The sequence below is a fragment of the Paracoccus aminovorans genome, assembly GCF_900005615.1.
GTDB lineage: Bacteria > Pseudomonadota > Alphaproteobacteria > Rhodobacterales > Rhodobacteraceae > Paracoccus > Paracoccus aminovorans.
Window position 1 is genome coordinate 1576897 of the sequence record NZ_LN832559.1, and the last position, 21165, is coordinate 1598061.

Consider the following 21165-nt stretch of genomic DNA (forward strand, 5'->3'; position numbering starts at 1 on the left):
GAAGTCTAGGATGAGGATACCGGGCCTATCCAGATTACGGCAATCTGCTGACAGCCGCGCTGGCGCGGGCGCGGCTGCAGGAGATCATGCGGGCCGGGAGATCGAGCGCCCGCCAATGAGGATCGGTGCGGAGTCCCGCTGTCTTGATCCGGGCCACTATGTCAAGGGCCTGCCACCTTGCGGAGCTAACTCCTGTTTCATGAGGCCGCAGGCCCTCTCCGTCACTCCTCGACGATCTCCAACCCGAGCGGTCCGTCCGGAGGGCCGTTCTCGCGATAGTCCATGACGATCCGGGCCAGCCGCTCCGGCGCCAGCCGTTCCGAGCTGTGGCGGATCTCGGGCAGGCTCCACCAGCGGAATTCGCGGATGCGGCCGGCCTCGGGCGCGTTCTGGATCTCTGGCTGGAACTGGGCGGTTTCGACCAGGAAATAATCCTCGGCTTGGCGCCAGCACTGAGGCCCGAAGCGCATCAGCACCCGACGCCGCCAGACCAGGGGACCGGGCGCCGGCAGGGCGAAGCCCAGTTCCTCGTGCAACTCCCGCCGCAGTGTCGCTTCGGGCGTCTCGCCGGGCTCGGTGCCGCCGCCGGGCGTGATCCACCAGTCGCCGCTGCCGTAATCGACCCGCATCAGCAGCACCCGGTCCTGGGGCGTCAGCAGGATGGCCCGCATGGCCTGGCGGTCGATGATCCGCATGCTGTCCTCGCCATGAAAAAGCCCCGGCACGGCGGGTGCCGTCCGGGGCGCGCGGGCGGTGCCTTGGGCGGCGCCGGCCTATTCGTCGTCCGAATCCGGCACGTCGGCGATGTCGTCCAGCGACACGTCGCCGTCGTCGTCGTCGTCGTCCAGCAGATCGTCGTCCAGATCGCCGGAATCGGCGTCGTCGTCCAGATCCTCTTCATCGACCAGATCGTTCTGCTCTTGGTCGCGCGCGGCGGTCTTTTCCGAGATGAGCGAGCGCGAGCGGCCGCTGGTCAGGCTTTCCGCCGTGAAGGTGGCGCCGCAGGCGGGGCAGGTCATCGGGTCGTTGGTCAGGTCGTAGAAGCGCGTGGCGCAATGGGGGCAAAGGCGTTTCGTGCCCCATTCCTCTTTGGGCATGGTATTCTCTTTCTGCCGCGTTCAGGTAAATCCGCTGTCCCCTGCCATAGCCGCGCGGGGCTGTCAAAGGCTTTTCCCCTTGCGCAGGGGCGGCCGGGCGATGGAAACATGGCCCCCAAGGCAGGCCGTCGCAAGATGCAGGAGAAGATGGACAGGATTCTGGTCGGGGGCGACATCCCGGTGACGCTGCGCCGCTCGGCCCGGGCGCGGCGGATGACGTTGCGCGTGGCGCGGGCCGGGGGCGAGGTGGTGCTGACGCTGCCCAGCCGCGCCAGCCTGCGCGACGGCCAGGCCTTTGCCGAATCGCGGGCCGAATGGCTGCGCCAGACCCGCGCCGGCATGACCCTGCTGCAGGCGGTCGCGCCCGGCGCCGCCCTGCCGGTCGAGGGGCTGCCGCGGCTGATCGTGCCCACAGACGCCCGCCGGGTCGAACTGGCCGGCGACCGGCTGATGGTGCCGCAGAACCGGCCGGCAGGGGTGGTGGTCGAGGCCTGGCTCAAGCATCTGGCCCAGGCCCGACTGATTGCCGCCTGCGATCGCCATGCGGCGGCGCTGGGACGCCGCTTTCGCGCGCTGGCGCTGCGCGACACCCGTTCGCGCTGGGGCAGCTGCACCCATGACGGCCGGCTGATGTTCTCCTGGCGCCTCGCCATGGCGCCGCCCGAGGTGCTGGACTATGTCGCCGCGCACGAAGTCGCGCATCTGGCGCATATGGACCACTCCCCCGCCTTCTGGGCCGCCACGGCGCGGCTGATGCCCGACCATGCCCGCCATCGCGCCTGGCTGCGCAGCCACGGCCACGAGTTGCTGGCCTGGCGTTTCCGCAACTGACGGATTGACGCCGGCGAATTTTGTGATCACAGCTTGCGCATGACGATGTCGCGCAATTCCGAAACCGCCGCGCATGAGCGGCTCTATCGCAGCCTCCGCCAGCGCATCATGCTGGGCGAACTGCCGCCGGGCCTGCCGATGACCCTGCGCGGCATCGCGGCCGAGCATCGCGTCTCGATGACCCCGGCGCGCGAGGCGGTCCGGCGGCTGGTGGCCGAGGGCGCGCTGTCGCTCTCTTCCTCGGGGCGGATCACCACGCCGGAACTGTCGGTCGAGCGCATCGAGGAACTCGCCGCCCTGCGCGGGTTGATCGAGCCGGAACTGGCCGCCCGCGCGCTGCCCCGGGCGCACCAGGCGCTGATCGAACGCATGGCGGTGATCAACGCCGCCATCGGCGAGGTGGCCGAGGGCCATGACGCCATCGGCTACATCCGCACCAATCTCGAGTTTCACCGCATCCTCTACCTGCGGGCGCAGGCGCCGGCGATGCTGGCCATCGCCGAGACCATCTGGCTGCAACTCGGCCCGACGATGCGGGCGCTCTACGGCCGGGTCAAGCGCAACGAGCCGCCGCGCCACCACCGCATGATCCTGGCCTCGCTGCGCGCCGGAGACGAGCCCAGCCTGCGCCTGGCCGTCCGCGCCGACGTGACCCACGGGCTGCGCCACCTCTCGACGGCCTGACGCTGCCCGAGAAGCACCGGCCTCCGGCTTTCTCCGTTGCCCGAATACCCGGACCCGGCCGCGACCCAAGCCGCCGCCGCGGCCGATCTCTCGCCGGCAAAGACAAACGCCGCACCCCAGAGGGCACGGCGCCAGTCCCTTTCCGTTTTCCAAATACCCAACCCGGCGGCGCGGGCGGGCGTGGACGGTTCAGACTTCCTCGATCCGCAGCTCCACCGGCTCGCCGGCGATGACGCCGGTCTTCGGCAGCGCCTCGATGGCATGGTCGATGGCCTCGGGCGTGGTCTTGTGGGTCACGATCAGCACCGGGGCGACGCCCGCGGTCTGCTGATGGCCGTATTGCCGCATCCGGTCGATCGAGATGCCGCTGTCGCCCAGCACCGAGGCGACCTTGGCCAGCGCCCCCGGCTTGTCGGTCAGCGCCAGCCGGATGTAATAGGCGGCGGGCACGGCGGTCCGCGCCGGCTGCGGCCGGGCCAGTGCCAAGGCCGGCTGGCCGAAGCTCGGCATGCGCACGCCGCGTGCGATCTCGACCACGTCGGACATGACCGCGCTGGCGGTCGGGCCCTCGCCGGCACCGGCACCGCGCAGCACGATCTGGCCGACCGAGTCGCCCTCGATCACCACCATGTTGGTGCCGCCCTGCAATTGTCCCAAGGGGCTGTCGGCCGGCACCAGGCAGGGCGACATGCGCTGTTCCAGCCCGCGCCCGGTCATCTGCGCTACGCCCAGCAGCTTGATGCGATAGCCCATGTCGGCGGCGCGGCGGATGTCGTCGATGCTGACGCGCTCGATGCCCTCGATCTCGACCGCGTCGAAGCTGGGTCGGGTGCCGAAGGCGATGGCGGCCAGGATCGCCAGCTTGTGGCTGGCGTCGATGCCGCCCACGTCCAGCGTCGGATCGGCCTCCAGATAGCCCAGCTGCCGGGCCTCCTCGAACACCTCCTCATAGGGCAGGCCGGCATTCTCCATCCGGGTCAGGATATAGTTGCAGGTGCCGTTCATCACCCCCATGACGCGGCGGATCTCGTTGCCGGCCAAGGACTCGGTCATCGCCTTGATCACCGGGATGCCGCCGGCGACGGCTGCCTCGAAGCGGATCACCCGGCCATGCGCCTCGGCCAGTTCCGCGAGCTCCTGGCCATGGATCGCCAGCAGCGCCTTGTTCGCGGTCACCACGTCCTTGCCGGCCTTCAGCGCGGCGGTCACCGCCTCGCGGGCGACGCCCTCGTCGCCGCCGATCAGCTCGACGAAAACGTCCACGTCCTCGCGCTGCGCCAGGGCGCGGGCGTCCTCCTCCCAGCCATAGCCGGAGAGGTCCGCGTCGCGGTTCTTCATCCGGTCGCGGGCGCTGACGGCGGTGATGGCGATGGGCCGGCCGGCGCGCTGGGACAGCAGCGCGGCGTGCTTCTGGATGATCTTGACGGTGCCGATGCCGACCGTCCCCAGACCTGCGATGCCAAGACGAAGCGGAGAGGCGTTTTGCCCCTGGTTCTGGGCGGACATGCGAAACTCTTATCTATGGACGAGCCGGTGTTAGCGGATGCGGCGCGGGCTTGCAACGCAAGGCTTCACGGCTCGTCGTCGCCGGCCCAGTAACCCTCTTCGCCGGTGGCGCGCATGACCCGCAGCACCCGGGTGCCGACCTCGACCGTGGCCTCGCGGATGCGCTCCAGATCCTCGATGCTCAGCGGCTGGCGCTGCACCTCGCCCCTGGAGCTGACGAAGGCCGGGTGCCAATGCGTCTTGCGCTCGGTCGGCCGCCACGAGGCATGGCACAGCAGGTTGCGCTCCAGCCGGATCTCGCCCAGCCGGTCGGTGATCTTGTTGCGGTCGCGCAAGCCGGGGTGGCGGCGCATGGCGGCGTCCAGCTGCTCGATCAGCGTGCCCATGGAATCGTCGGCGATGCCGCCGATGCGGGCCAGCCAGGCCTGCAGCTCTTCCTCGGTCAGGTCGTCGGCCAGCCGGGCGCGGTCCAGCGCATAGATGGTGCGCTTGATGATTTCCTCGAGCCAGCCGAAGCTGGCCACGCATTGCCCCAGCGCCGCCGCCAGTTCGGCGGGCAGGTCGTAATGCGTTTCGGGCGGGGCGCCTATTCGCGCCATAGCGCGCCCACCCAGCCGACGGGACGCAGGTAGTGGCGCAGATGCTTCGACAGGCTCTCGCGCCGGCGGCCGTCGAAGGCGGCGCGCAGATGGTCCAGCGGCGCACGGTGCCGGTCCTTCTCGCTCCAGCGGCCCAGAATGGCGTCGGGCGGGTTCAGGTCGCCCGGAAAGATCACGATGCGCGTCCCCGCCGGCACCTGCGCCTCGCGGAAATAGTTCAGCGGGAAATTCGGCACGCAATGCATGCGGAAATGCGCGAGCCAGCCCTTGGGCCAGAACTTCACCCCACCCGGCGCATTGCGGGTGACGAAGCGCTGCTCATAGCGGAACTTGTCGGCGGCGGCCTGCGGATCGGCGCGAAAGATGTCCTGCAGGGGCTTCAGCTTGCCGACCCGCATGCGATAGACCGAGGTCTGGCCCATCTTCTCGAAGGGCGTGTTCGGGTTCAGCCCCAGCACGGTGTCGTCGGGATCGCCAAAGGCGAAGAAATCGTCGAGGCTGCCGGTCACGATGACGTCGAGGTCCAGGAACAGCACCACGCCCTGCACGTCGCCCAGGTCGCCCCACAGCCGCGACTTCGGCCATTTGCCCTTGGTGTTGACCGGAGCCTGGTATTCGAACTCGGGCAGGGGCCGCACGGCGATGTCGGGATGCAGGCCGGCGCCGTCATCGGTAAAGCAATACAGCCGGAACGGCGGCGTGATGTTGCGCGCCACCATGGCGTGCAGCCGGTTCACGAACTCCGGCCCGAATTTCGTGCCCCATTTGATGCAGATGATCTGCTTGACCGTGCCGTTGCGCCCGTCGTCCATCGCCGCCTCGCGTTTTGCGGCGACATTCGCACGCGCACCGCATCGCGGCAAGAACTCACAGGATCTTCTGCAGCAGCACCAGGTCCAGCCAGCGCCCGAACTTGCGGCCGGACTCGGGCAGATAGCCGACGCGGGCATAGCCGATGGCCTCGTGAAAGCCGATGCCCTCGGCATTGGCCGCATCCACGGCCGCGACCATGGTATGGCCGCCGCGCGCGCGGGCATGGTCCTCGATCGCCGCCATCAGCGCCCGCCCGACGCCGCGCCCCCGCGCGTCCGGGGCCAGCATGACGGTGTGCTCCATCGCATGGACATAGCCCAGGCCGCCACGGAACTGGTCATAGGTGGCGATGCCCAGCACCTCGCCCGCGTCCTCGGCGACCAGCATCTCGCGCCCGGCGGCGCGCCGGGCCGAAATCATCGTACCCAGACTCTCCGGCGTGCGCTCCTCGCTGGAAAAGACGATCGTGGTCTCGCGGATGATCGGGTTCCAGAAGGCCAGGATGGCGGAGAGATCGCGATCTTCGGCAGGGCGGATGTCCATGGGCTTGCTCCGGTTAAGGCCGCCGCCCGATCCCTCGCGCGGCGACTAGCCTTTTTCCGTTTTACAAATACCCATGCGGCCGCGCCGGCAAGCCCCGCCGTCGCAGAACGGCCGTCCCGGCCGCCGCTAGGCCGCCGCCCGGGCCTGGCGGATCAGCGACAGGATGTCGCGCGCCGCCGCCGGGATATTGGTCCCCGGGCCGAAGATCGCCTTGACGCCGCTGCCCTTCAGGAAATCGTAATCCTGCTGCGGGATCACGCCGCCGCAGATCACGATGATGTCGCCGGCGCCCTGGTCCTTCAGCGCCGCGATCAGCTTCGGCGCCAGCGTCTTGTGGCCCGCCGCCTGCGAGGAAATCCCGATCACGTGCACGTCGTTGTCGATGGCGTCCTGCGCGGCTTCCTCGGGGGTCTGGAACAGCGGCCCCACGTCCACGTCGAAGCCGATGTCGGCAAAGGCGGTGGCGATGACCTTGGCGCCGCGGTCGTGGCCGTCCTGGCCCATCTTCACCACCAGCATCCGCGGGCGCCGGCCCTCTTCCTCGGCGAATTGCTCGACATCCTGCTGGATGCGGGCGAAATCCTCGTCGCCCTCATAGGCCGCTCCGTAAACCCCTGCCAAAGTCTTCACCTCCGCCCTGTGGCGCCCGAACGTGCCTTCCATCGCCAGACTGATCTCGCCCACGCTGGCGCGGGCGCGGGCGCATTCGACCGCAGCCTCCAGCAGGTTGCCGCCCTCGACCGTGCGCCGGCCCAGTTCCAGCAGTGCCGCGTCGCAGGCCGCCTGGTCGCGGGTGGCGCGGATGCGCTCCAGCCGGGCGATCTGGGACTCGCGCACCTTCATGTTGTCGATGTCGAGAATATCCAGCGGCTCCTCCTTGGCCAGCCGGTACTTGTTCACGCCGACGACCACCTCTTCGCCGCGGTCGATCATCGCCTGCCGGCGGGCGGCGCTTTCCTCGATGCGCAGCTTGGGCATGCCCGAGGCCACCGCCTTGGTCATGCCGCCCATGGCCTCGACCTCTTCGATCAGCGCCCAGGCCTTCTCGGCCAGTTCGGCCGTCAGGTTCTCGATGTAATAGGAACCGGCCAGCGGATCGACGACATGGGTGATGCCGGTTTCCTCCTGCAGGATCAGCTGGGTGTTGCGCGCGATGCGGGCCGAAAACTCGGTCGGCAGCGCGATGGCCTCGTCCAGCGCGTTGGTGTGCAGCGACTGCGTGCCGCCCAGCACCGCCGCCATCGCCTCGTATGCGGTGCGGATGACGTTGTTGTAGGGGTCCTGTTCCTGCAACGAAACGCCCGAGGTCTGGCAATGCGTGCGCAGCATCAGGCTCGAATCCTTCTTGGGCTCGAATTCCTTCATGATCCGCGTCCACAAGAGCCGCGCGGCGCGCAGCTTGGCGACCTCCATGAAGAAGTTCATGCCGATGGCGAAAAAGAAGCTCAGCCGTCCGGCGAACTGGTCCACGTCCATGCCGGTCTTCAGCGCGGCGCGGACATATTCGCGGCCGTCGGCCAGGGTATAGGCCAGCTCCTGCACCAGGTTCGCGCCCGCCTCCTGCATGTGATAGCCGGAGATCGAGATCGAGTTGAACCGCGGCATCTCGTTCGAGGTGTATTCGATGATGTCGGCGACGATGCGCATCGAAGGCTCGGGCGGATAGATATAGGTGTTCCGCACCATGAATTCCTTCAGGATGTCGTTCTGGATCGTGCCCGACAGCGCGGAACGCGGATGGCCCTGTTCCTCGCCCGCGACGATGAAGCTGGCCAGCACCGGGATCACCGCGCCGTTCATGGTCATCGAGACCGAGACCTTGTCCAGCGGGATACCGTCGAACAGGATCTTCATGTCCTCGACCGAATCGATGGCGACGCCGGCCTTGCCCACATCGCCCTCGACGCGCGGATGGTCGCTGTCATAGCCCCGGTGCGTGGCCAGGTCAAAGGCGACCGAGACGCCCTGCTGCCCGGCCGCTAGGTTGCGGCGATAGAAGGCGTTCGATTCCTCGGCGGTGGAAAAGCCCGCGTATTGCCGGATCGTCCAGGGCCGGCCGGCATACATGGTCGCGCGCGGGCCGCGGGTGAAGGGCTCGATCCCGGGCAGGCTGCCCAGATGCGGCAGGCCGTCGAGGTCGGTCTCGGTGTAAAGCGGCTTGACCTCGATCCCTTCCAGCGTGTGCCAGTTCAGGCTGTCGGGATCGGCGCCCTTCAACTCCTTGCTGGCGAGCTTGCGCCATGTCTCCAGTTCGGCTTTGGTGCTTTCGCTCATCTTGCATCCTTTCCCATGGCCCGCCGTGCCCTATATGAAAGAAAGGACGGGGGCACGATGAAACTGAAACGGTTGATCTTTCTGATGGTGGCGCCGCTTTTGCTGGCGGCGATGGGGCCCAAGCCCCAGGGCGAGGCCGAGGGCCACCGGCCATATGTCCGGGGCGAAGTGCCGGCGGCCCGCGACCAGGGCGCCGCCGCGCCGGCCGGGCCTGCGGCAGAGGCGCCCCGCGAACTGACGGTGCTGCCGGCGGCCGAGGCCGATCCGGCGCAGTATCTCTGGCAGGCGCGACCGGTGGTGATCTTTGCCGATACCCCCGCCGACCCGGCCTTCATGCGGCAATTGGCCGAACTGCAGCGCGATCCGGTGCCCTTGCTGGTGCGCGACGTGGTGGTGATCACCGACACCGATCCCGCGGTCGAAAGCAGCTGGCGCCGGCAGCTGCGCCCCGAGGGGTTCTCGCTGGTGCTTCTGGACAAGGACGGCCAGGTCAAGCAGCGCAAGCCCGCGCCCTGGTCGGTGCGCGAGATTTCCCGCGCCATCGACAAGTTCCCGCTGCGCCAGCGCGAGATCGGCCGCGCCGCGCTGCCATAGGGAATCGCGCCCAGCCTTGTTGCGAAAATCGCAACGACTTCGTTGCGGGCCGGCCCCCGAGCCATTATCTTGGGAACAGGGCAGCCCCGCTGCCCGCTGCCAAGGAGGCCCGCCATGTCGAATCCGCCCCTGCCGCGCGTGACGGAACGTCCGGCCGCGCCCAAACCGCCCCGGCTGGACTCGGCCACCGAACAGCTGGTCGAACGGCTGCGCAGCGCCCGCACCGCGAATGAAATGGCCGAGATCGTCGGATTGAAGCCCATCAAAGGTCGCTCCGGTCCGAAGATCGCTTATTGAGCCGCTGGCGCAGCTCGACCAGCTCGCCCGGAAGGCTGCGGGCCAGGCCGGCGATCTGGGCCTGACGCGCGGCCAGAGCCGCGGCGCTTTCCCGCTCCAGCATCTGCCGCAGGGCAGCCTCGCCGAAGAACACGCTGGTCATCAGCAGGCGCACGGCTTCCTGCCCGCTTTCCAGCGCCGATTCGGTCAGTTCCAGGTAATCCGCGAACATCTCGACGGCGCGCGCCTGATCCTTTTCGGCCTCGTCCCGCATCGCCTCGGCGAATGAGGCCATGATCGACAGCTGCCGGTAATAGGTCACCACCGGGTCGATGACATCGGCCGGCAGGATATGCACCTCTTCGATGATCGCGGTGAAGATGCGGTCGTTTGCTTGGGTCGGGATGAAGGGGAACCGGCCGCTTTCGCGCAGCCGGGCCAGCAGGGCGGCGGCGCCCTCGGCGTCCAGCCGCTGGCTTTCCAGCGCCACGACATGGGCGCGGATCTCGGCCAGCAGGGCGCGCTGCACGTCGCTGACCCGCTCGACCCGCAGGATGCGGGCGCGGCGGCGGTTCAGCCAGTCATCGACGGGCCGGGCCAGCATCGCCACGACGGCGGCGACCAGCGCCGCCACCACCGTGGGATTGAGGATGCTGCCCGTGCCCTGGAACATGGATCACTCGAATTCCATGATCACGTCGTCGACCTTGAGGCTTTCGCCGGCCGAGGCGTTGACGGATTTCACTACGCCGCGCCGCTCGGCGCGCAGGATGTTTTCCATCTTCATCGCCTCGACGGTGGCCAGCGCTTGGCCTTCCTGCACCTCGTCGCCGGCGGCCACGTTCACCTTGACCACCAGCCCGGGCATCGGGCAGAGCAGGAATTTCGAGGTGTCCGGCGGCAGCTTCTCGGGCATCAGCCGCGCCAGTTCGGCGGCACGCGGACGGCGGACATAGGTTTTCAGGTCCGCGCCGCGCACCCGCAGCCGGAAGCCCGAGGGCAGGCGGTCCACCTTCAGCACCAGCGGGCTGCCGTCGACCGACAGCCGCGCCAGCGATTGCCCGGGCAGCCAGTCGCTTTCGACGCGCAGCTTGCGGCCGGCGATCTCGACCGTCGAGCCCTGCTTGTCGGCGGTGATGCGGACCGGGAATTCCTGGCCCGCGACCGTCACCACCCAACGCTCGCCGACATGGCGCTCGTGGTTGTCGAGCCGGCCCGAGATGCGGGTGCGCCGGATCTCGGCCACCCGATGCATGGCCGCGACCGAGGCGGCGATGCGTTGGATCTCGGCCTCGGGCAGCGTCGCGCCCAGGAAGCCCTCGGGATATTCCTCGGCGATGAAGGCGGTGGAAATATCGCCCGAGACGAATTTCGGATGGTCCATCACCGCCGAGAGGAACGGCAGGTTGTGGCCGATGCCCTCGACCTCGAACTCGTCCAGCGCCAGGCGCATCTGCTCGATGGCGGCCTCGCGGGTCGGCGCCCAGGTGCAGAGCTTGGCGATCATCGGGTCGTAATACATGCTGATCTCGCCGCCCTCATAGACGCCGGTATCGTTCCTGACCCCCGCAGCGGCGGCCGGCGGATGATCGCCCGGGCGCGCCGGCACCCAGCGGTCGGCGTCGAGCAGCGGCCCGGCCGCCGTCTCGGCCGGCGGGCGATAGCGGGTCAGCCGGCCGATCGAGGGCAGGAAGTTGCGATAGGGGTCCTCGGCGTAGAGCCGGCTTTCGATGGCCCAGCCGTTGATCGTCAGGTCGTCCTGGGTGAAGGGCAGCGGTTCGCCATTCGCGACGCGGATCATCTGCTCGACCAGGTCGACGCCGGTGATCAGTTCGGTCACCGGATGTTCCACCTGCAGCCGGGTGTTCATTTCCAGGAAATAGAAGTTCTTGTCGGCATCGACGATGAATTCGACCGTGCCGGCGCTGGTATAGCCGACGGCCTTGGCCAGCGCGCAGGCCTGCTCGCCCATGGCCTTGCGCGTCGCCGCGTCCAGGAAGGGCGAGGGCGCCTCTTCGATGACCTTCTGGTTGCGGCGCTGGATCGAGCATTCGCGCTCGTGCAGATAGACGCAATTGCCGTGCTTGTCGGCCAGCACCTGGATCTCGATATGGCGCGGCTGGGTGACGAATTTCTCGATGAAGATGCGGTCGTCGCCGAAACTGTTCGCGGCCTCGTTCTTCGAGGATTCGAAGCCCTCGCGCGCCTCCTGGTCGTTCCAGGCGATGCGCATGCCCTTGCCGCCGCCGCCGGCGCTGGCCTTGATCATCACCGGATAGCCGATCTCGTTCGAGATCTTCACCGCCTCTTCGGCATCGGCGATCAGGCCCATGTAGCCCGGAACCGTGCTGACGCCGGCTTCCTGCGCCAGCTTCTTCGAGGTGATCTTGTCGCCCATGGCCTCGATGGCCGGGCTGGGCGGGCCGACGAAGGTGACGCCCTCCTTCTCCAGCGCCTCGGCGAATTTCATGTTTTCGGACAGGAAGCCATAGCCCGGATGCACCGCCTCGGCGCCGGTCTGGCGGATCGCGTCCATGATCCTGTCGATGACGATATAGGACTGGTTCGCCGGCGGCGGGCCGATATGGACGGCCTCGTCAGCCATCTTGACATGCAGCGCGTTGCGGTCGGCGTCGGAATAGACGGCGACGGTGGCGATGCCCATCTTTTTCGCGGTCTTGATGACCCGGCAGGCGATCTCGCCCCGGTTGGCGATCAGGATTTTCTTGAACATGCTTGTTTCCCCTGGGGCAGATCCCGGACGTGGAAAAGCCGTCCCGGCAGGCTGCCGGGACGGCTTGAAAGGACGGCGGTGCCGCGATGCGGCGTATCAGTAGCCGCGATAGCGCGGCTGGGTCGGCTGGCACAGCCGCACGTCGTCGCAGAGCGCGCCGGCAGCGGCGCCGATCGCCGCGCCCTTGGCGACGTCATGGCCGCCGACATGGGCGACGGTCGCGCCGACGCCCGCGCCGATGAGGCCGCGATCCAGATCGGTCGGGTTGATGTTCTGGGTGCAGCCGGCAAGGCCCAACAGGCCAAGGCCCAGCGCAAGGACGAGTTTCTTCGACATGTCGAAAGCTCCGTGAGGGGGGCGGCGCACAGGCCGAATCCGGCCTGCGCGGTCCGGTTGGAATTAGTAGCCGCGCGACTGGCAGACGCCCACGTCGTCGCAAAGCGCGCCACCCGCCGCCCCGATGAGCGCGCCGGTGCCGACATTGCCGTCGACGATCTTGGCGACCGCAGCACCGGCCAGCGCACCACCCGCCGCGCGCTGCGCGTCGGGCGAAAGGCCGCTGCCATAGCCCTGGTCGCAGGCGGCCAGGCCGCCGACCAGAAGCGCCGCAGCCGAGAGACGGAGGATGACGGAATTTTGCATAACTCTTTGCCTGTATTGTGGGCCCGTTCGCGGGCCGTTGCTGATAGAGGTGCGCGCAATATCGCACGCGCCCTTGCCGGAAGAAACTGACAAGGGTGTGAAAAAACAAGGCTACGCGGCAATCCGCCCATGGCTTGGCAAGGCATCAGGACGCGTCCCCGTCCTCGGGGTCCTCGTCGTCCCAGTCGGCGTCCTCCCAGTCGAATTCCGGCGGCTCCTCGGCGAAAAGCTCGGGGAAGCCGGCTTCGGCGCGCTTCATGTCGACGCGCAGCAGCTGGTGATAGTCGGTGGGGTCCAGCTTGCCGACGGCCACCACCTCGCGGCCCAGAAGCCAGGACAGGCGCCCGGCGTCCAGGTTGCCGCGCTCGAAGGGCTCGTCGCCGAAATGGACGATCAGCGCGGCCAGGAAGGCGGTGTCGGCGCGGCGGTCGGGTGCCTTGCGGTCGCGGAACCGCTCGCGCCGGACCAGGGGCCTGGCGCCCTTCTTGTTGGCGCGGCGGATGGTGAACTGGAAATCGGTGCCGGGAAGGCGGCCCGGAAAGCCGCGGTGCTTCAGCATGTCATGTGCCCCCTTTGTCGGTGGTGACGCGCGGGGGCGGGCAGGGGCGCGGTTGGCGCGGGCCGCCTGGCAGCCCGCGCGCGGCGAATGGCTTAGTTGGCGCCGTATTTGCCTTGATAGACCGGCTCGGGCTGAACGGCGACCGGGGTGATGACTTCCGGCTCTTTCTTGGCGCAAGCGGCGGCCAGGCCAACCAGGACGAGGGCGAGGGCAACTTTCTTCGACATGGGGTCGTGCTCCTGTTTCGCGGGACGCGGGCGTCCCGACTGCTCGGTTGAGATTCGGCCGCGTGGCGCGGCCGCGCCGGCATGATAGCCAGCACCGCCGAGGCCCGACAGGGACGCGATTCGGCCAGAGGCGCGCGCATCGGGTCCTGTGGCAGGCTTGCATCAGGGCGCAAGGTGTTGAAATGGGCCATCACCACGGCTCCCATTCGCAGGCGTCGCGGTCGGGCGGCAGGCGGAAGGCCTCGAAAAGCTGCACCGCTTCGGGGTCGTAGGCGCCGAAGGCGATCTCCTTGCTGGCCAGGCTGATGACGATCTGGCTGGGGCGCGGCGCCGGGCTGGCGATGCGGGGCAGGACCCAGTTCTCGCAAAGCCAGACGATGTCCGCGTGGATCGGGTCCTGCGCCAGTTCGTCGGGCGCGGGCGGCGCCACGGCGCCCTCGACCAGCGCATCGGCCTCTTGTTCGGCGGCCTCGTCGGGCATCTCCTCGCCGGTTTCGGGGGGCGGCGCGGGTTCGGCCTCGGCCTCGGCGCCCAGGACCTCGCCGGTTTCGGTATCGATGTCGATGGGGCCGCGACCGGCCTCGGCCGGCGCGAAATCCGGGCCTGGGCCGTCGTTTGCCGGCATCCGTGCCGCCAAGTCGGGCATGACGAAGCGAAAGCGATAGATCAGCCCCAGGCCGCCGGAGCTGTCGTGCCGGGTTTCCTGCCAGGTGGCCGTGGCGCCCGAGGGCAGCCTGATCCCGGCCGGCTTGCCGCCGGCCACCGGCCCCCCGGCCGCAAGGGCCGGAGAGAAAAGCGCAAGGCCGATCGCGGCAAGTCTCGACATGGTTCCTCCCGACACCCCGCCGTCACAGCGGGATGTTGTCGTGCTTCTTCCAGGGGTTCGACAGCTTCTTGCCGCGCAGGCTGGCGAATGCCCGCGCCACCCGGCGCCGGGTCGAGCGCGGCTGGATCACCTCGTCGATGAAGCCCTTTTCGGCGGCGACGAAGGGATTGGCGAAACGGTCCTCGTAATCCTTGGTCCGGGCGCCGATCTTGCCGGCATCGCCCAACTCGCTGCGATACAGGATCTCGACCGCGCCCTTGGCGCCCATCACCGCGATCTCGGCCGTGGGCCAGGCATAGTTGAAGTCGCCGCGCAGGTGCTTCGAGGCCATGACGTCATAGGCGCCGCCATAGGCCTTGCGGGTGATGACGGTGACCTTGGGCACGGTCGCCTCGCCATAGGCGAACAGCAGCTTCGCGCCGTGCTTGATGACGCCGCCATATTCCTGGCCGGTGCCCGGCAGGAAGCCCGGCACGTCGACGAAGGTCAGGATCGGGATCTCGAAGGCGTCGCAGAAGCGCACGAAACGCGCCGCCTTGCGCGAGCTGTCGATGTCCAGGCACCCCGCCAGCACCATCGGCTGGTTGGCGACCACGCCGACGGTCTGGCCCTCGATGCGGATGAAACCGGTGATGATATTGGCGGCGTAATCCTTTTGAATCTCGTAGAAATCGCCTTCGTCCGCGACCTTCAGGATCAGCTCCTTCATGTCGTAGGGCTGGTTCGGGTTGTCGGGGATCAGCGTGTCGAGGCTGGGCTCGACGCGGTTCGGATCGTCGAAGAAGGGCCGGGTCGGTGCCTTTTCGCGGTTGTTCAGCGGCAGCAGGTCCACCAGCCGGCGGATCTCGGTCATCGCCTCGACGTCGTTTTCAAAGGCGCCGTCGGCGACCGAGGACTTCTTGGTATGGGTCGAGGCGCCGCCCAGTTGCTCGGCGGTCACCACCTCGTTCGTCACCGTCTTGACCACGTCCGGGCCGGTCACGAACATATAGGAGGTGTCCTTGACCATGAAGATGAAGTCGGTCATCGCCGGTGAATAGACCGCGCCGCCGGCGCAGGGGCCCATGATGACGCTGATCTGCGGCACCACGCCGCTTGCCATGATGTTGCGCTGGAACACGTCCGCGTAACCGGCGAGGCTGGCGACGCCTTCCTGAATCCGCGCGCCGCCGGAATCGTTCAACCCGATCACCGGGGCGCCGTTCTGCACCGCCATGTCCATGATCTTGCAGATCTTTTGCGCATGGGTTTCCGACAGCGAGCCGCCGAAGACGGTGAAGTCCTGCGAAAAGACATAGACCATGCGGCCGTTGATCGTGCCCCAGCCGGTAACGACGCCGTCGCCATAGGGCCGGTCGTCCTCCATGCCGAAATCGGTCGAGCGGTGGCGGACGAACATGTCGAATTCCTCGAAGGAACCCTCGTCCAGAAGCAGCTCCAGCCGCTCGCGCGCGGTCAGCTTGCCGCGGGCGTGCTGGGCGTCGATGCGCCGCTGCCCGCCGCCCAGCCGCGCGTCGCGGCGGCGCGATTCCAGCTCGCCAAGGATATCCTTCATCAGCCGTCTCCCTTTCGGTTTGCGGCAAACTATCGGTTCGGCTCGGCAGGGAAAAGCGGAAAGGCGAATATTTGCAAAATATGCAAGGCAAATCAGCTGCAAATAGAAAACATGCAAAATGCGTCCGGCCGCAAGGCTCTTGACGCGCGGCCATGCAGGCGCCATGCCGCTGCCATGGGACTCGTGATCGACATTCCGGCCATCGTGGCCAACTGGAAGGCGCTGGCGGCCAAGGCCCCCGGCGCGGGTGCTGCGGCCGTCGTCAAGGCGGATGCCTATGGCCTGGGCGCGGCGCGGGTCGCGCCGGCGCTTTACGACGCGGGCACGCGGGATTTCTTCGTAGCGCTGGCCGGCGAGGGGCGCGAGATCCGGCCGCTCTTGCCCGACGATGCGCGTATCTTCGTGCTCTCGGGTCATATGGAGGGCGAGGATCTGGCGGGCCTGATCCCGCTGCTGAACAGCCCCGAGCAATTCTTTCGCGATCGCGCGCTGCGGCCGGGCGGGGCTTTCGGCATCCAGGTCGACAGCGGCATGAACCGGCTGGGCTTCGAGCCCGGCGAATGGGCCGCCGTGCGCGCCGAGGCGCTGGCCGCCGGCCCGCAACTGATCATGTCGCATCTGGCCTGCGCCGATGAACCGGATCACCCGGCCAATGCCCAGCAACTGGCGGCCTTCCGCGCCATGACCGACGGCTGCGGCGTGCCGCGTTCGCTGGCGGCGACGGGCGGCATCCTGCTGGGGCCGGATTATCATTTCGACCTGGTGCGGCCCGGCATCGGGCTTTATGGCGGCGAGCCGTTCCTGGATGCGCAGCCGGTGGTGACGCTGGCGCTGCCGGTGATCCAGACCCGCGAGGTTCGCCCCGGCGAGTCGGTCGGCTATGGCTACAGCTGGACCGCCGAGCGGCCCGCGCGCATCGCTACGCTGGCGGCGGGCTATGCCGACGGGCTGGCGCGGGCGCTGGCGCGCGAGGGCAAGCTGACGCTCTGGGCCGGCGAGCATGCGGTGCCGGTGGTCGGCCGCATCTCGATGGACCTGATCACCGCCGACGTGACCGGGCTGCCCTTCGTCCCCGAGGCGCTGGAGATCCTGAACGCCCGCCAGGGCGTCGACGCGGTGGCGGCACTTTCGGGCACCATCGGATACGAGATCCTGACCTCGCTCGGCCGGCGCTACGCGCGGACGTATCGGTGAACCCAGTCCGACTGACCGGCCGTGCCGCCTTGGGGCTGACCCGCGCCATCGGCGGGGTCACGCTGTTCGCGGCGCGCGGCCTGGCCTGCGGCGGCCGGCACCCGGCGGAACTGGCGCGGCAGCTTCTGCATCTGGGCTGGCTGTCGCTGCCGGTCGTCGGCCTGACCGCGCTGTTTACCGGCGCGGCGCTGGCCCTGCAGATCCATTCCGGCGGCGAGCGGTTCCAGGCCGGAGACGTGGTCCCCGCCATCGTCGCCATCGGCATGGCGCGCGAGCTTGGCCCGGTGCTGGGCGGGCTGATGGTCGCGGCCCGCGTCGCCGGCGCCATCGCGGCGGAACTCGGCACCATGCGCGTGACCGAGCAGATCGACGCGCTGGTCACGCTCTCGACCGACCCGGTGGCCTGGCTGGTCTCGCCCCGGCTCTGGGCGGGGGTGCTGTGCGTGCCGCTGCTGGTGGGGGTGGGCGACGTCATCGGCATCATGGGCGGCTGGCTGATCGGGGTGAACGCGCTGGGGTTCAACTCGACCACCTATCTGGCGAATTCCTGGGCCTATCTGGAAAGCTGGGACGTGGTCTCCGGGCTGCTGAAAGGCGCGGTATTCGGGCTGATCGTGGCGCTGTCGGGCTGCTGGTTCGGCATGACCGCCGGCGGCGGCGCGGCAGGGGTGGGCCGGGCGACGACCAGCGCCGTGGTCGCGGCCTCGGTCGGGATCCTGGCCGCGAATTTCGCGCTGACGGGGCTGTTCTTCTGATGCTGGCGGTGCGCGGCCTGTGCAAGAGTTTCGGCGCCAAGCGGGTGCTGGACCGCGTGGACCTGGACCTGAGCTCCGGCGAAAGCCTGGTGGTGATCGGCGGCTCGGGCACCGGGAAATCGGTGCTCTTGCGCTGCATCCTCGGGCTCGAGGTGCCGGATGCCGGTTCCATCATGTGGAATGGCGCGCCGATCGGCCCGGGTTTCATGGACGCCTTCGGCATGCTCTTCCAGAATGCGGCGCTGTTCGACAGCCTGCCGGTCTGGCGCAATGTCGCCTTTCGGCTGCTGCGCACCATGCCGAAAGCCCAGGCCCGCGCCATCGCCGTCGAAAAGCTCGCCCGCGTCGGCCTGGGCCCCGAGGTCGCCGACCTTTACCCCGCCGCGCTGTCGGGCGGCATGAGGAAGCGCGCGGGGCTGGCCCGCGCCATCGCCGCCGACCCGCGGGTGATCTTCTTCGACGAGCCGACGACCGGTCTGGACCCGATCCGCGCCGCGACCATCAACGCGCTGATCCGCGACATCGTCGATGAGACCGGCGCGACGGCGATCACCATCACCCATGACATGAGCTCGGTCCGCGCCATCGCCGACCGGGTGGCGCTGCTGGACCAGGGCCGGCTGCGCTGGCAGGGCGGCGTGGCCGAAATGGACACGGCCGCCGACGACTACCTGCGCGATTTCATCGCCGGCCGGCCCCGGCCGATGGCGCGGGTGCCGGAGGCGTGATACCCGTTTTTCCGCCCAAGCCTTGGCAAATGGCCGATATCGGGACGGCCCCCCTTGTGCGAATCCCGCGCAGTTGCAACCATGGGTTACGACAACCCCGAACCCGGAGTGAGATTTGGGTCTGAACCCGCCGCCCCCCGCGACCACGCAACCCGGCGAAACCTTGCTGGAATTCCACGACAACAGGCTGCTGATCGATCTTTGCGGCCCCCATGATCGCCACCTTGCCCGCATCGAAGAGGCGCTGAAGGTGCATATCCTGCGCCGCGGCAACCTTCTGTCCATCGTCGGCCCCACCGATGCCCAGGCCGAGGCGGCGCAGGTGCTGCGCGGGCTTTACGCGCGGCTGGAGCAGGGCCGCCCCGTCGAGGCGGCCGAGGTCGAGGCCGCGCTGCGCATGGGCGTCGAGACCGCGCCCGAAGGGCCCAGTCCGGCCGAGCAGCTGGAAATGTTCCAGACCGGCCCCATCGAGCTGCGCACCCGGAAAAAGACCGTCGAGCCGCGCACCGACGCGCAAAAGGACTATGTCCGCAATCTTTTCGCCAATGAGCTGGCCTTCGGCATCGGCCCGGCGGGCACCGGCAAGACCTATCTGGCCGTCGCGGTCGGTGTCACCATGCTGATCGGCGGCCATGTCGACAAGATCATCCTGTCGCGTCCCGCCGTCGAGGCGGGCGAGCGGCTGGGCTTTCTGCCCGGCGACATGAAGGAGAAGGTCGACCCCTACATGCAGCCGCTCTACGACGCGCTGAACGACTTTCTGCCGGCCAAGCAGCTGCAGAAGCTGATGGAGGAAAAGCGCATCGAGATCGCGCCCCTGGCCTTCATGCGCGGCCGCACGCTGGCCAATGCCTTCGTGGTGCTGGACGAGGCGCAGAACGCCACCACCATGCAGATGAAGATGTTCCTGACCCGTCTGGGCGAGGGCTCACGCATGGTCGTGACCGGCGACCGCACCCAGATCGACCTGCCGCGCGGCGTCCATTCCGGCCTGACCGACGCCGAGAAGATCCTCAAGGATATCAAAGGCATCAGCTTCAGTTATTTCACCGCCAAGGACGTGGTGCGCCACCACCTGGTCGCCCGCATCATCGAGGCCTATGACGCCGAGGCCGAGGCGGCGCTGGCCCGCGGCGAGCCCTTCGACGAACGCGGCCAGCGCATCCCGCGTCGCGAACCGCGGCTGGCCGGCCGGGGGCAGGGCGATGGCTGAGGCCGCGGATGCCCGCCACGCGGCGCAGCAGGTGGTCGACATCGTGCTGGAGGACGATCGCTGGGAGGATGCCGGCCTGCCCGCCATGGCCGAGCGCGCTGCCCGCGCCGTCGGCGAATGGCTGGAGCTGGGCGAATTCCAGGTCGTGGTCATGGGCTGCGACGACGCCCGCATCGCCGTGCTCAACGCCGAGTTCCGCGGCAAGCCCAAGCCGACCAACGTGCTGAGCTGGCCCGCCGTCGAATTCGGCCCGCGCGCGCCGGGCGAGCATCCCGAGATCCCCGAGATCGAGGAGCTGGGTGACATCGCCATTTCCTACGACACCTGCCGGCGCGAGGCCGAGGCGCAGAAAAAGCCCTTCGCCGACCACGCCACGCATCTTCTGGTCCATGCCATCCTGCATCTGGCCGGCTATGACCATATCGTGGACGAGGATGCCGAAACCATGGAGGATGCCGAGCGCTCGATCCTGGGCAAGCTGGGCATCCCCGACCCTTATCTGGAACCCGAGACATGACCAACGACCGAAGTCCCGACACGCCCGTTTCCGCCGATCCCGCCTCATGGTCGGATGGCGTCGGCGGGGACGGGCGTGACCTGCCGCAATCGCGCGGCTTCCTGGGCCGAATCCTGGGCGCCTTTTCCGGCGGCGACGAGGGCGATGCGGCCGAGCGCGCCGAAAGGATCCCCGCCGCCACGCCCGGTGCCGCGCCGGGCCCGGGGCTGGTGAACCTGCGGCGGATGCGGGTCGACGACGTGGCCGTGCCCAAGGCCGAGATCGTGGCCGCGCCGGTGACCGCGACCTTGCCGGAACTGGTCGAGATGTTCCGCGAGCACGGCTTTTCCCGCATCCCGGTGTTTCGCGGCACGCTGGACAGCCCCTTGGGCATTATCCACCTCAAGGACCTGGCGCTGAAATACGGTTTCGGCGCGCAGGTGCCGGTCAAGTTCGCGCTGCGCCCGATGCTGCGGCCGCTGCTGTATGTGCCGCCCTCGATGCCCATCGGCGTGCTGTTGCAGCAGATGCAGCAGAAGCGCATCCACATGGCCATGGTGATCGACGAATATGGCGGCGTGGACGGGCTCGTCACCATCGAGGATCTGATCGAGCAGGTCATCGGCGAGATCGAGGACGAGCATGACGAGATCGAGGGCGGGCTGGCCATCCAGGAAAAGCCCGGGCAATGGCTGATCCAGGCCCGCGCCCCCCTGGAGGACGTCGAGGCCGAGACCGGCCTGCGCCTTGCCGACGAGGAAGAGGACGAAATCGACACGCTGGGCGGGCTGATCTTCATGCTGACCGGCCGGGTGCCGGTTCGCGGCGAGGTGATCCCGCATGAAAGCGGCGCCGAATTCGAGATCATCGACGCCGATCCGCGCCGGATCAAGCGGGTGCGGCTGCGGCTGCCTCAGGCTCCGGCGGTTCCTCCCGGACCGGTGGCCGAGACCTGACCGGCTGCCGCAAGGCCGCTGCGGCCAGCCGGCCCTGTGCAGGCGGGCGGACCCGGCAGCGCC

General features: G+C 68.5%; 25 protein-coding genes. 10 read left to right on the forward strand and 15 right to left on the reverse strand.

What is annotated here, in order from left to right:
• Positions 1 to 221: 221 nt before the first annotated feature.
• Positions 222 to 725, reverse strand: coding sequence for an NUDIX hydrolase (locus JCM7685_RS07885; RefSeq protein WP_408634306.1), 504 nt, complete (start codon positions 723 to 725; stop codon positions 222 to 224).
• A gap of 48 nt (positions 726 to 773) precedes the next feature.
• Complete coding sequence (locus JCM7685_RS07890; RefSeq protein ID WP_074966239.1) at positions 774 to 1097, reverse strand: TIGR02300 family protein; 324 nt, start codon at positions 1095 to 1097, stop codon at positions 774 to 776.
• Between the two features lie 147 nt (positions 1098 to 1244).
• Here JCM7685_RS07890 and JCM7685_RS07895 point away from each other — a divergent pair, with 147 nt between their 5' ends.
• Entirely contained in the window at positions 1245 to 1928 is a 684-nt protein-coding gene (locus JCM7685_RS07895) for a M48 family metallopeptidase (protein WP_074966292.1), read from the forward strand.
• A 39-nt stretch (positions 1929 to 1967) separates the two neighbouring features.
• Entirely contained in the window at positions 1968 to 2612 is a 645-nt protein-coding gene (locus JCM7685_RS07900) for a GntR family transcriptional regulator (RefSeq protein WP_074966240.1), read from the forward strand.
• 189 nt (positions 2613 to 2801) lie between these two features.
• Here JCM7685_RS07900 and JCM7685_RS07905 read toward each other — a convergent pair whose 3' ends face one another.
• The 5 genes from JCM7685_RS07905 to scpA form a co-directional block, all read right to left on the reverse strand.
• The gene (locus JCM7685_RS07905) at positions 2802 to 4118 is read right to left on the reverse strand and encodes a homoserine dehydrogenase (RefSeq protein WP_074966241.1); all 1317 of its coding nucleotides are present in this window, start codon (positions 4116 to 4118) and stop codon (positions 2802 to 2804) included.
• 65 nt (positions 4119 to 4183) lie between these two features.
• The gene (locus JCM7685_RS07910; RefSeq protein ID WP_074966242.1) at positions 4184 to 4717 is read right to left on the reverse strand and encodes a hypothetical protein; all 534 of its coding nucleotides are present in this window, start codon (positions 4715 to 4717) and stop codon (positions 4184 to 4186) included.
• Positions 4705 to 5529 carry a glycosyl transferase gene (locus JCM7685_RS07915; RefSeq protein ID WP_074966243.1) on the reverse strand — a complete coding sequence of 275 codons (825 nt, stop codon included), beginning with the start codon at positions 5527 to 5529 and terminating at the stop codon, positions 4705 to 4707. The genes JCM7685_RS07910 and JCM7685_RS07915 overlap by 13 nt, the downstream gene beginning before the upstream one ends.
• 55 nt (positions 5530 to 5584) lie before the next feature.
• A complete protein-coding gene (locus JCM7685_RS07920; protein WP_074966244.1) occupies positions 5585 to 6073 on the reverse strand; it encodes a GNAT family N-acetyltransferase in 489 nt (162 codons plus the stop codon).
• Positions 6074 to 6199: 126 nt separating this feature from the next.
• Positions 6200 to 8347, reverse strand: coding sequence for a methylmalonyl-CoA mutase (gene scpA, locus JCM7685_RS07925; RefSeq protein WP_074966245.1), 2148 nt, complete (start codon positions 8345 to 8347; stop codon positions 6200 to 6202).
• A 57-nt stretch (positions 8348 to 8404) separates the two neighbouring features.
• Here scpA and JCM7685_RS07930 point away from each other — a divergent pair, with 57 nt between their 5' ends.
• Positions 8405 to 8941: a DUF4174 domain-containing protein gene (locus JCM7685_RS07930; RefSeq protein WP_074966246.1), complete on the forward strand. Its 537-nt coding sequence runs from the start codon at positions 8405 to 8407 to the stop codon at positions 8939 to 8941.
• Between the two features lie 114 nt (positions 8942 to 9055).
• Positions 9056 to 9238, forward strand: a complete 183-nt coding sequence (locus tag JCM7685_RS07935) for a hypothetical protein (protein ID WP_074966247.1) — start codon at positions 9056 to 9058, stop codon at positions 9236 to 9238.
• Here JCM7685_RS07935 and JCM7685_RS07940 read toward each other — a convergent pair.
• The 8 genes from JCM7685_RS07940 to JCM7685_RS07970 form a co-directional block, all read right to left on the reverse strand.
• Entirely contained in the window at positions 9204 to 9890 is a 687-nt protein-coding gene (locus JCM7685_RS07940; RefSeq protein WP_074966248.1) for a hypothetical protein, read from the reverse strand. The two genes, JCM7685_RS07935 and JCM7685_RS07940, sit on opposite strands and share 35 nt — an antisense overlap.
• Before the next feature lie 3 nt (positions 9891 to 9893).
• On the reverse strand, positions 9894 to 11951 hold the full coding sequence (locus JCM7685_RS07945) for an acetyl-CoA carboxylase biotin carboxylase subunit (RefSeq protein ID WP_074966249.1): 2058 nt from the start codon (positions 11949 to 11951) through the stop codon (positions 9894 to 9896).
• Between the two features lie 96 nt (positions 11952 to 12047).
• Positions 12048 to 12287, reverse strand: coding sequence for a hypothetical protein (locus JCM7685_RS07950; protein ID WP_074966250.1), 240 nt, complete (start codon positions 12285 to 12287; stop codon positions 12048 to 12050).
• 63 nt (positions 12288 to 12350) lie between these two features.
• Complete coding sequence (locus JCM7685_RS07955; protein ID WP_074966251.1) at positions 12351 to 12593, reverse strand: hypothetical protein; 243 nt, start codon at positions 12591 to 12593, stop codon at positions 12351 to 12353.
• A 145-nt stretch (positions 12594 to 12738) separates the two neighbouring features.
• Positions 12739 to 13152: a hypothetical protein gene (locus tag JCM7685_RS07960; RefSeq protein ID WP_074966252.1), complete on the reverse strand. Its 414-nt coding sequence runs from the start codon at positions 13150 to 13152 to the stop codon at positions 12739 to 12741.
• Between the two features lie 92 nt (positions 13153 to 13244).
• Entirely contained in the window at positions 13245 to 13379 is a 135-nt protein-coding gene (locus tag JCM7685_RS20530; RefSeq protein ID WP_269458814.1) for a hypothetical protein, read from the reverse strand.
• A 190-nt stretch (positions 13380 to 13569) separates the two neighbouring features.
• Positions 13570 to 14205 carry a DUF6497 family protein gene (locus JCM7685_RS07965; RefSeq protein WP_074966253.1) on the reverse strand — a complete coding sequence of 212 codons (636 nt, stop codon included), beginning with the start codon at positions 14203 to 14205 and terminating at the stop codon, positions 13570 to 13572.
• A 22-nt stretch (positions 14206 to 14227) separates the two neighbouring features.
• Positions 14228 to 15760, reverse strand: coding sequence for an acyl-CoA carboxylase subunit beta (locus JCM7685_RS07970; RefSeq protein ID WP_074966254.1), 1533 nt, complete (start codon positions 15758 to 15760; stop codon positions 14228 to 14230).
• 174 nt (positions 15761 to 15934) lie between these two features.
• Here JCM7685_RS07970 and alr point away from each other — a divergent pair, with 174 nt between their 5' ends.
• The 6 genes from alr to JCM7685_RS08000 all read left to right on the forward strand — a co-directional run bounded on the left by alr (position 15935) and on the right by JCM7685_RS08000 (position 21102).
• Positions 15935 to 16954: an alanine racemase gene (gene alr / locus JCM7685_RS07975; RefSeq protein WP_074966255.1), complete on the forward strand. Its 1020-nt coding sequence runs from the start codon at positions 15935 to 15937 to the stop codon at positions 16952 to 16954.
• Positions 16951 to 17709, forward strand: coding sequence for an MlaE family ABC transporter permease (locus JCM7685_RS07980; RefSeq protein WP_074966256.1), 759 nt, complete (start codon positions 16951 to 16953; stop codon positions 17707 to 17709). Before alr ends, JCM7685_RS07980 begins: the two co-directional genes overlap by 4 nt.
• Positions 17709 to 18437, forward strand: a complete 729-nt coding sequence (locus JCM7685_RS07985; protein ID WP_074966257.1) for an ABC transporter ATP-binding protein — start codon at positions 17709 to 17711, stop codon at positions 18435 to 18437. The genes JCM7685_RS07980 and JCM7685_RS07985 overlap by 1 nt, the downstream gene beginning before the upstream one ends.
• Before the next feature lie 115 nt (positions 18438 to 18552).
• A complete protein-coding gene (locus JCM7685_RS07990; protein ID WP_074966258.1) occupies positions 18553 to 19650 on the forward strand; it encodes a PhoH family protein in 1098 nt (365 codons plus the stop codon).
• Positions 19643 to 20167, forward strand: coding sequence for an rRNA maturation RNase YbeY (gene ybeY / locus JCM7685_RS07995; protein ID WP_074966259.1), 525 nt, complete (start codon positions 19643 to 19645; stop codon positions 20165 to 20167). The genes JCM7685_RS07990 and ybeY overlap by 8 nt, the downstream gene beginning before the upstream one ends.
• Entirely contained in the window at positions 20164 to 21102 is a 939-nt protein-coding gene (locus JCM7685_RS08000) for a CBS domain-containing protein (RefSeq protein WP_083412558.1), read from the forward strand. The genes ybeY and JCM7685_RS08000 overlap by 4 nt, the downstream gene beginning before the upstream one ends.
• The last annotated feature ends 63 nt before the right edge of the window (positions 21103 to 21165 follow it).

Coding starts and splice junctions, on each gene's coding strand:
- JCM7685_RS07890 (WP_074966239.1), bottom strand. CDS start 1,097: ATGCCCAAAGAGGAATGGGGCACGAAACGCCTTTGCCCCCATTGCGCC.
- JCM7685_RS07895 (WP_074966292.1), top strand. CDS start 1,245: ATGGACAGGATTCTGGTCGGGGGCGACATCCCGGTGACGCTGCGCCGC.
- JCM7685_RS07900 (WP_074966240.1), top strand. CDS start 1,968: ATGACGATGTCGCGCAATTCCGAAACCGCCGCGCATGAGCGGCTCTAT.
- JCM7685_RS07905 (WP_074966241.1), bottom strand. CDS start 4,118: ATGTCCGCCCAGAACCAGGGGCAAAACGCCTCTCCGCTTCGTCTTGGC.
- JCM7685_RS07910 (WP_074966242.1), bottom strand. CDS start 4,717: ATGGCGCGAATAGGCGCCCCGCCCGAAACGCATTACGACCTGCCCGCC.
- JCM7685_RS07915 (WP_074966243.1), bottom strand. CDS start 5,529: ATGGACGACGGGCGCAACGGCACGGTCAAGCAGATCATCTGCATCAAA.
- JCM7685_RS07920 (WP_074966244.1), bottom strand. CDS start 6,073: ATGGACATCCGCCCTGCCGAAGATCGCGATCTCTCCGCCATCCTGGCC.
- scpA (WP_074966245.1), bottom strand. CDS start 8,347: ATGAGCGAAAGCACCAAAGCCGAACTGGAGACATGGCGCAAGCTCGCC.
- JCM7685_RS07930 (WP_074966246.1), top strand. CDS start 8,405: ATGAAACTGAAACGGTTGATCTTTCTGATGGTGGCGCCGCTTTTGCTG.
- JCM7685_RS07935 (WP_074966247.1), top strand. CDS start 9,056: ATGTCGAATCCGCCCCTGCCGCGCGTGACGGAACGTCCGGCCGCGCCC.
- JCM7685_RS07940 (WP_074966248.1), bottom strand. CDS start 9,890: ATGTTCCAGGGCACGGGCAGCATCCTCAATCCCACGGTGGTGGCGGCG.
- JCM7685_RS07945 (WP_074966249.1), bottom strand. CDS start 11,951: ATGTTCAAGAAAATCCTGATCGCCAACCGGGGCGAGATCGCCTGCCGG.
- JCM7685_RS07950 (WP_074966250.1), bottom strand. CDS start 12,287: ATGTCGAAGAAACTCGTCCTTGCGCTGGGCCTTGGCCTGTTGGGCCTT.
- JCM7685_RS07955 (WP_074966251.1), bottom strand. CDS start 12,593: ATGCAAAATTCCGTCATCCTCCGTCTCTCGGCTGCGGCGCTTCTGGTC.
- JCM7685_RS07960 (WP_074966252.1), bottom strand. CDS start 13,152: ATGCTGAAGCACCGCGGCTTTCCGGGCCGCCTTCCCGGCACCGATTTC.
- JCM7685_RS20530 (WP_269458814.1), bottom strand. CDS start 13,379: ATGTCGAAGAAAGTTGCCCTCGCCCTCGTCCTGGTTGGCCTGGCCGCC.
- JCM7685_RS07965 (WP_074966253.1), bottom strand. CDS start 14,205: ATGTCGAGACTTGCCGCGATCGGCCTTGCGCTTTTCTCTCCGGCCCTT.
- JCM7685_RS07970 (WP_074966254.1), bottom strand. CDS start 15,760: ATGAAGGATATCCTTGGCGAGCTGGAATCGCGCCGCCGCGACGCGCGG.
- alr (WP_074966255.1), top strand. CDS start 15,935: ATGGGACTCGTGATCGACATTCCGGCCATCGTGGCCAACTGGAAGGCG.
- JCM7685_RS07985 (WP_074966257.1), top strand. CDS start 17,709: ATGCTGGCGGTGCGCGGCCTGTGCAAGAGTTTCGGCGCCAAGCGGGTG.
- ybeY (WP_074966259.1), top strand. CDS start 19,643: ATGGCTGAGGCCGCGGATGCCCGCCACGCGGCGCAGCAGGTGGTCGAC.
- JCM7685_RS08000 (WP_083412558.1), top strand. CDS start 20,164: ATGACCAACGACCGAAGTCCCGACACGCCCGTTTCCGCCGATCCCGCC.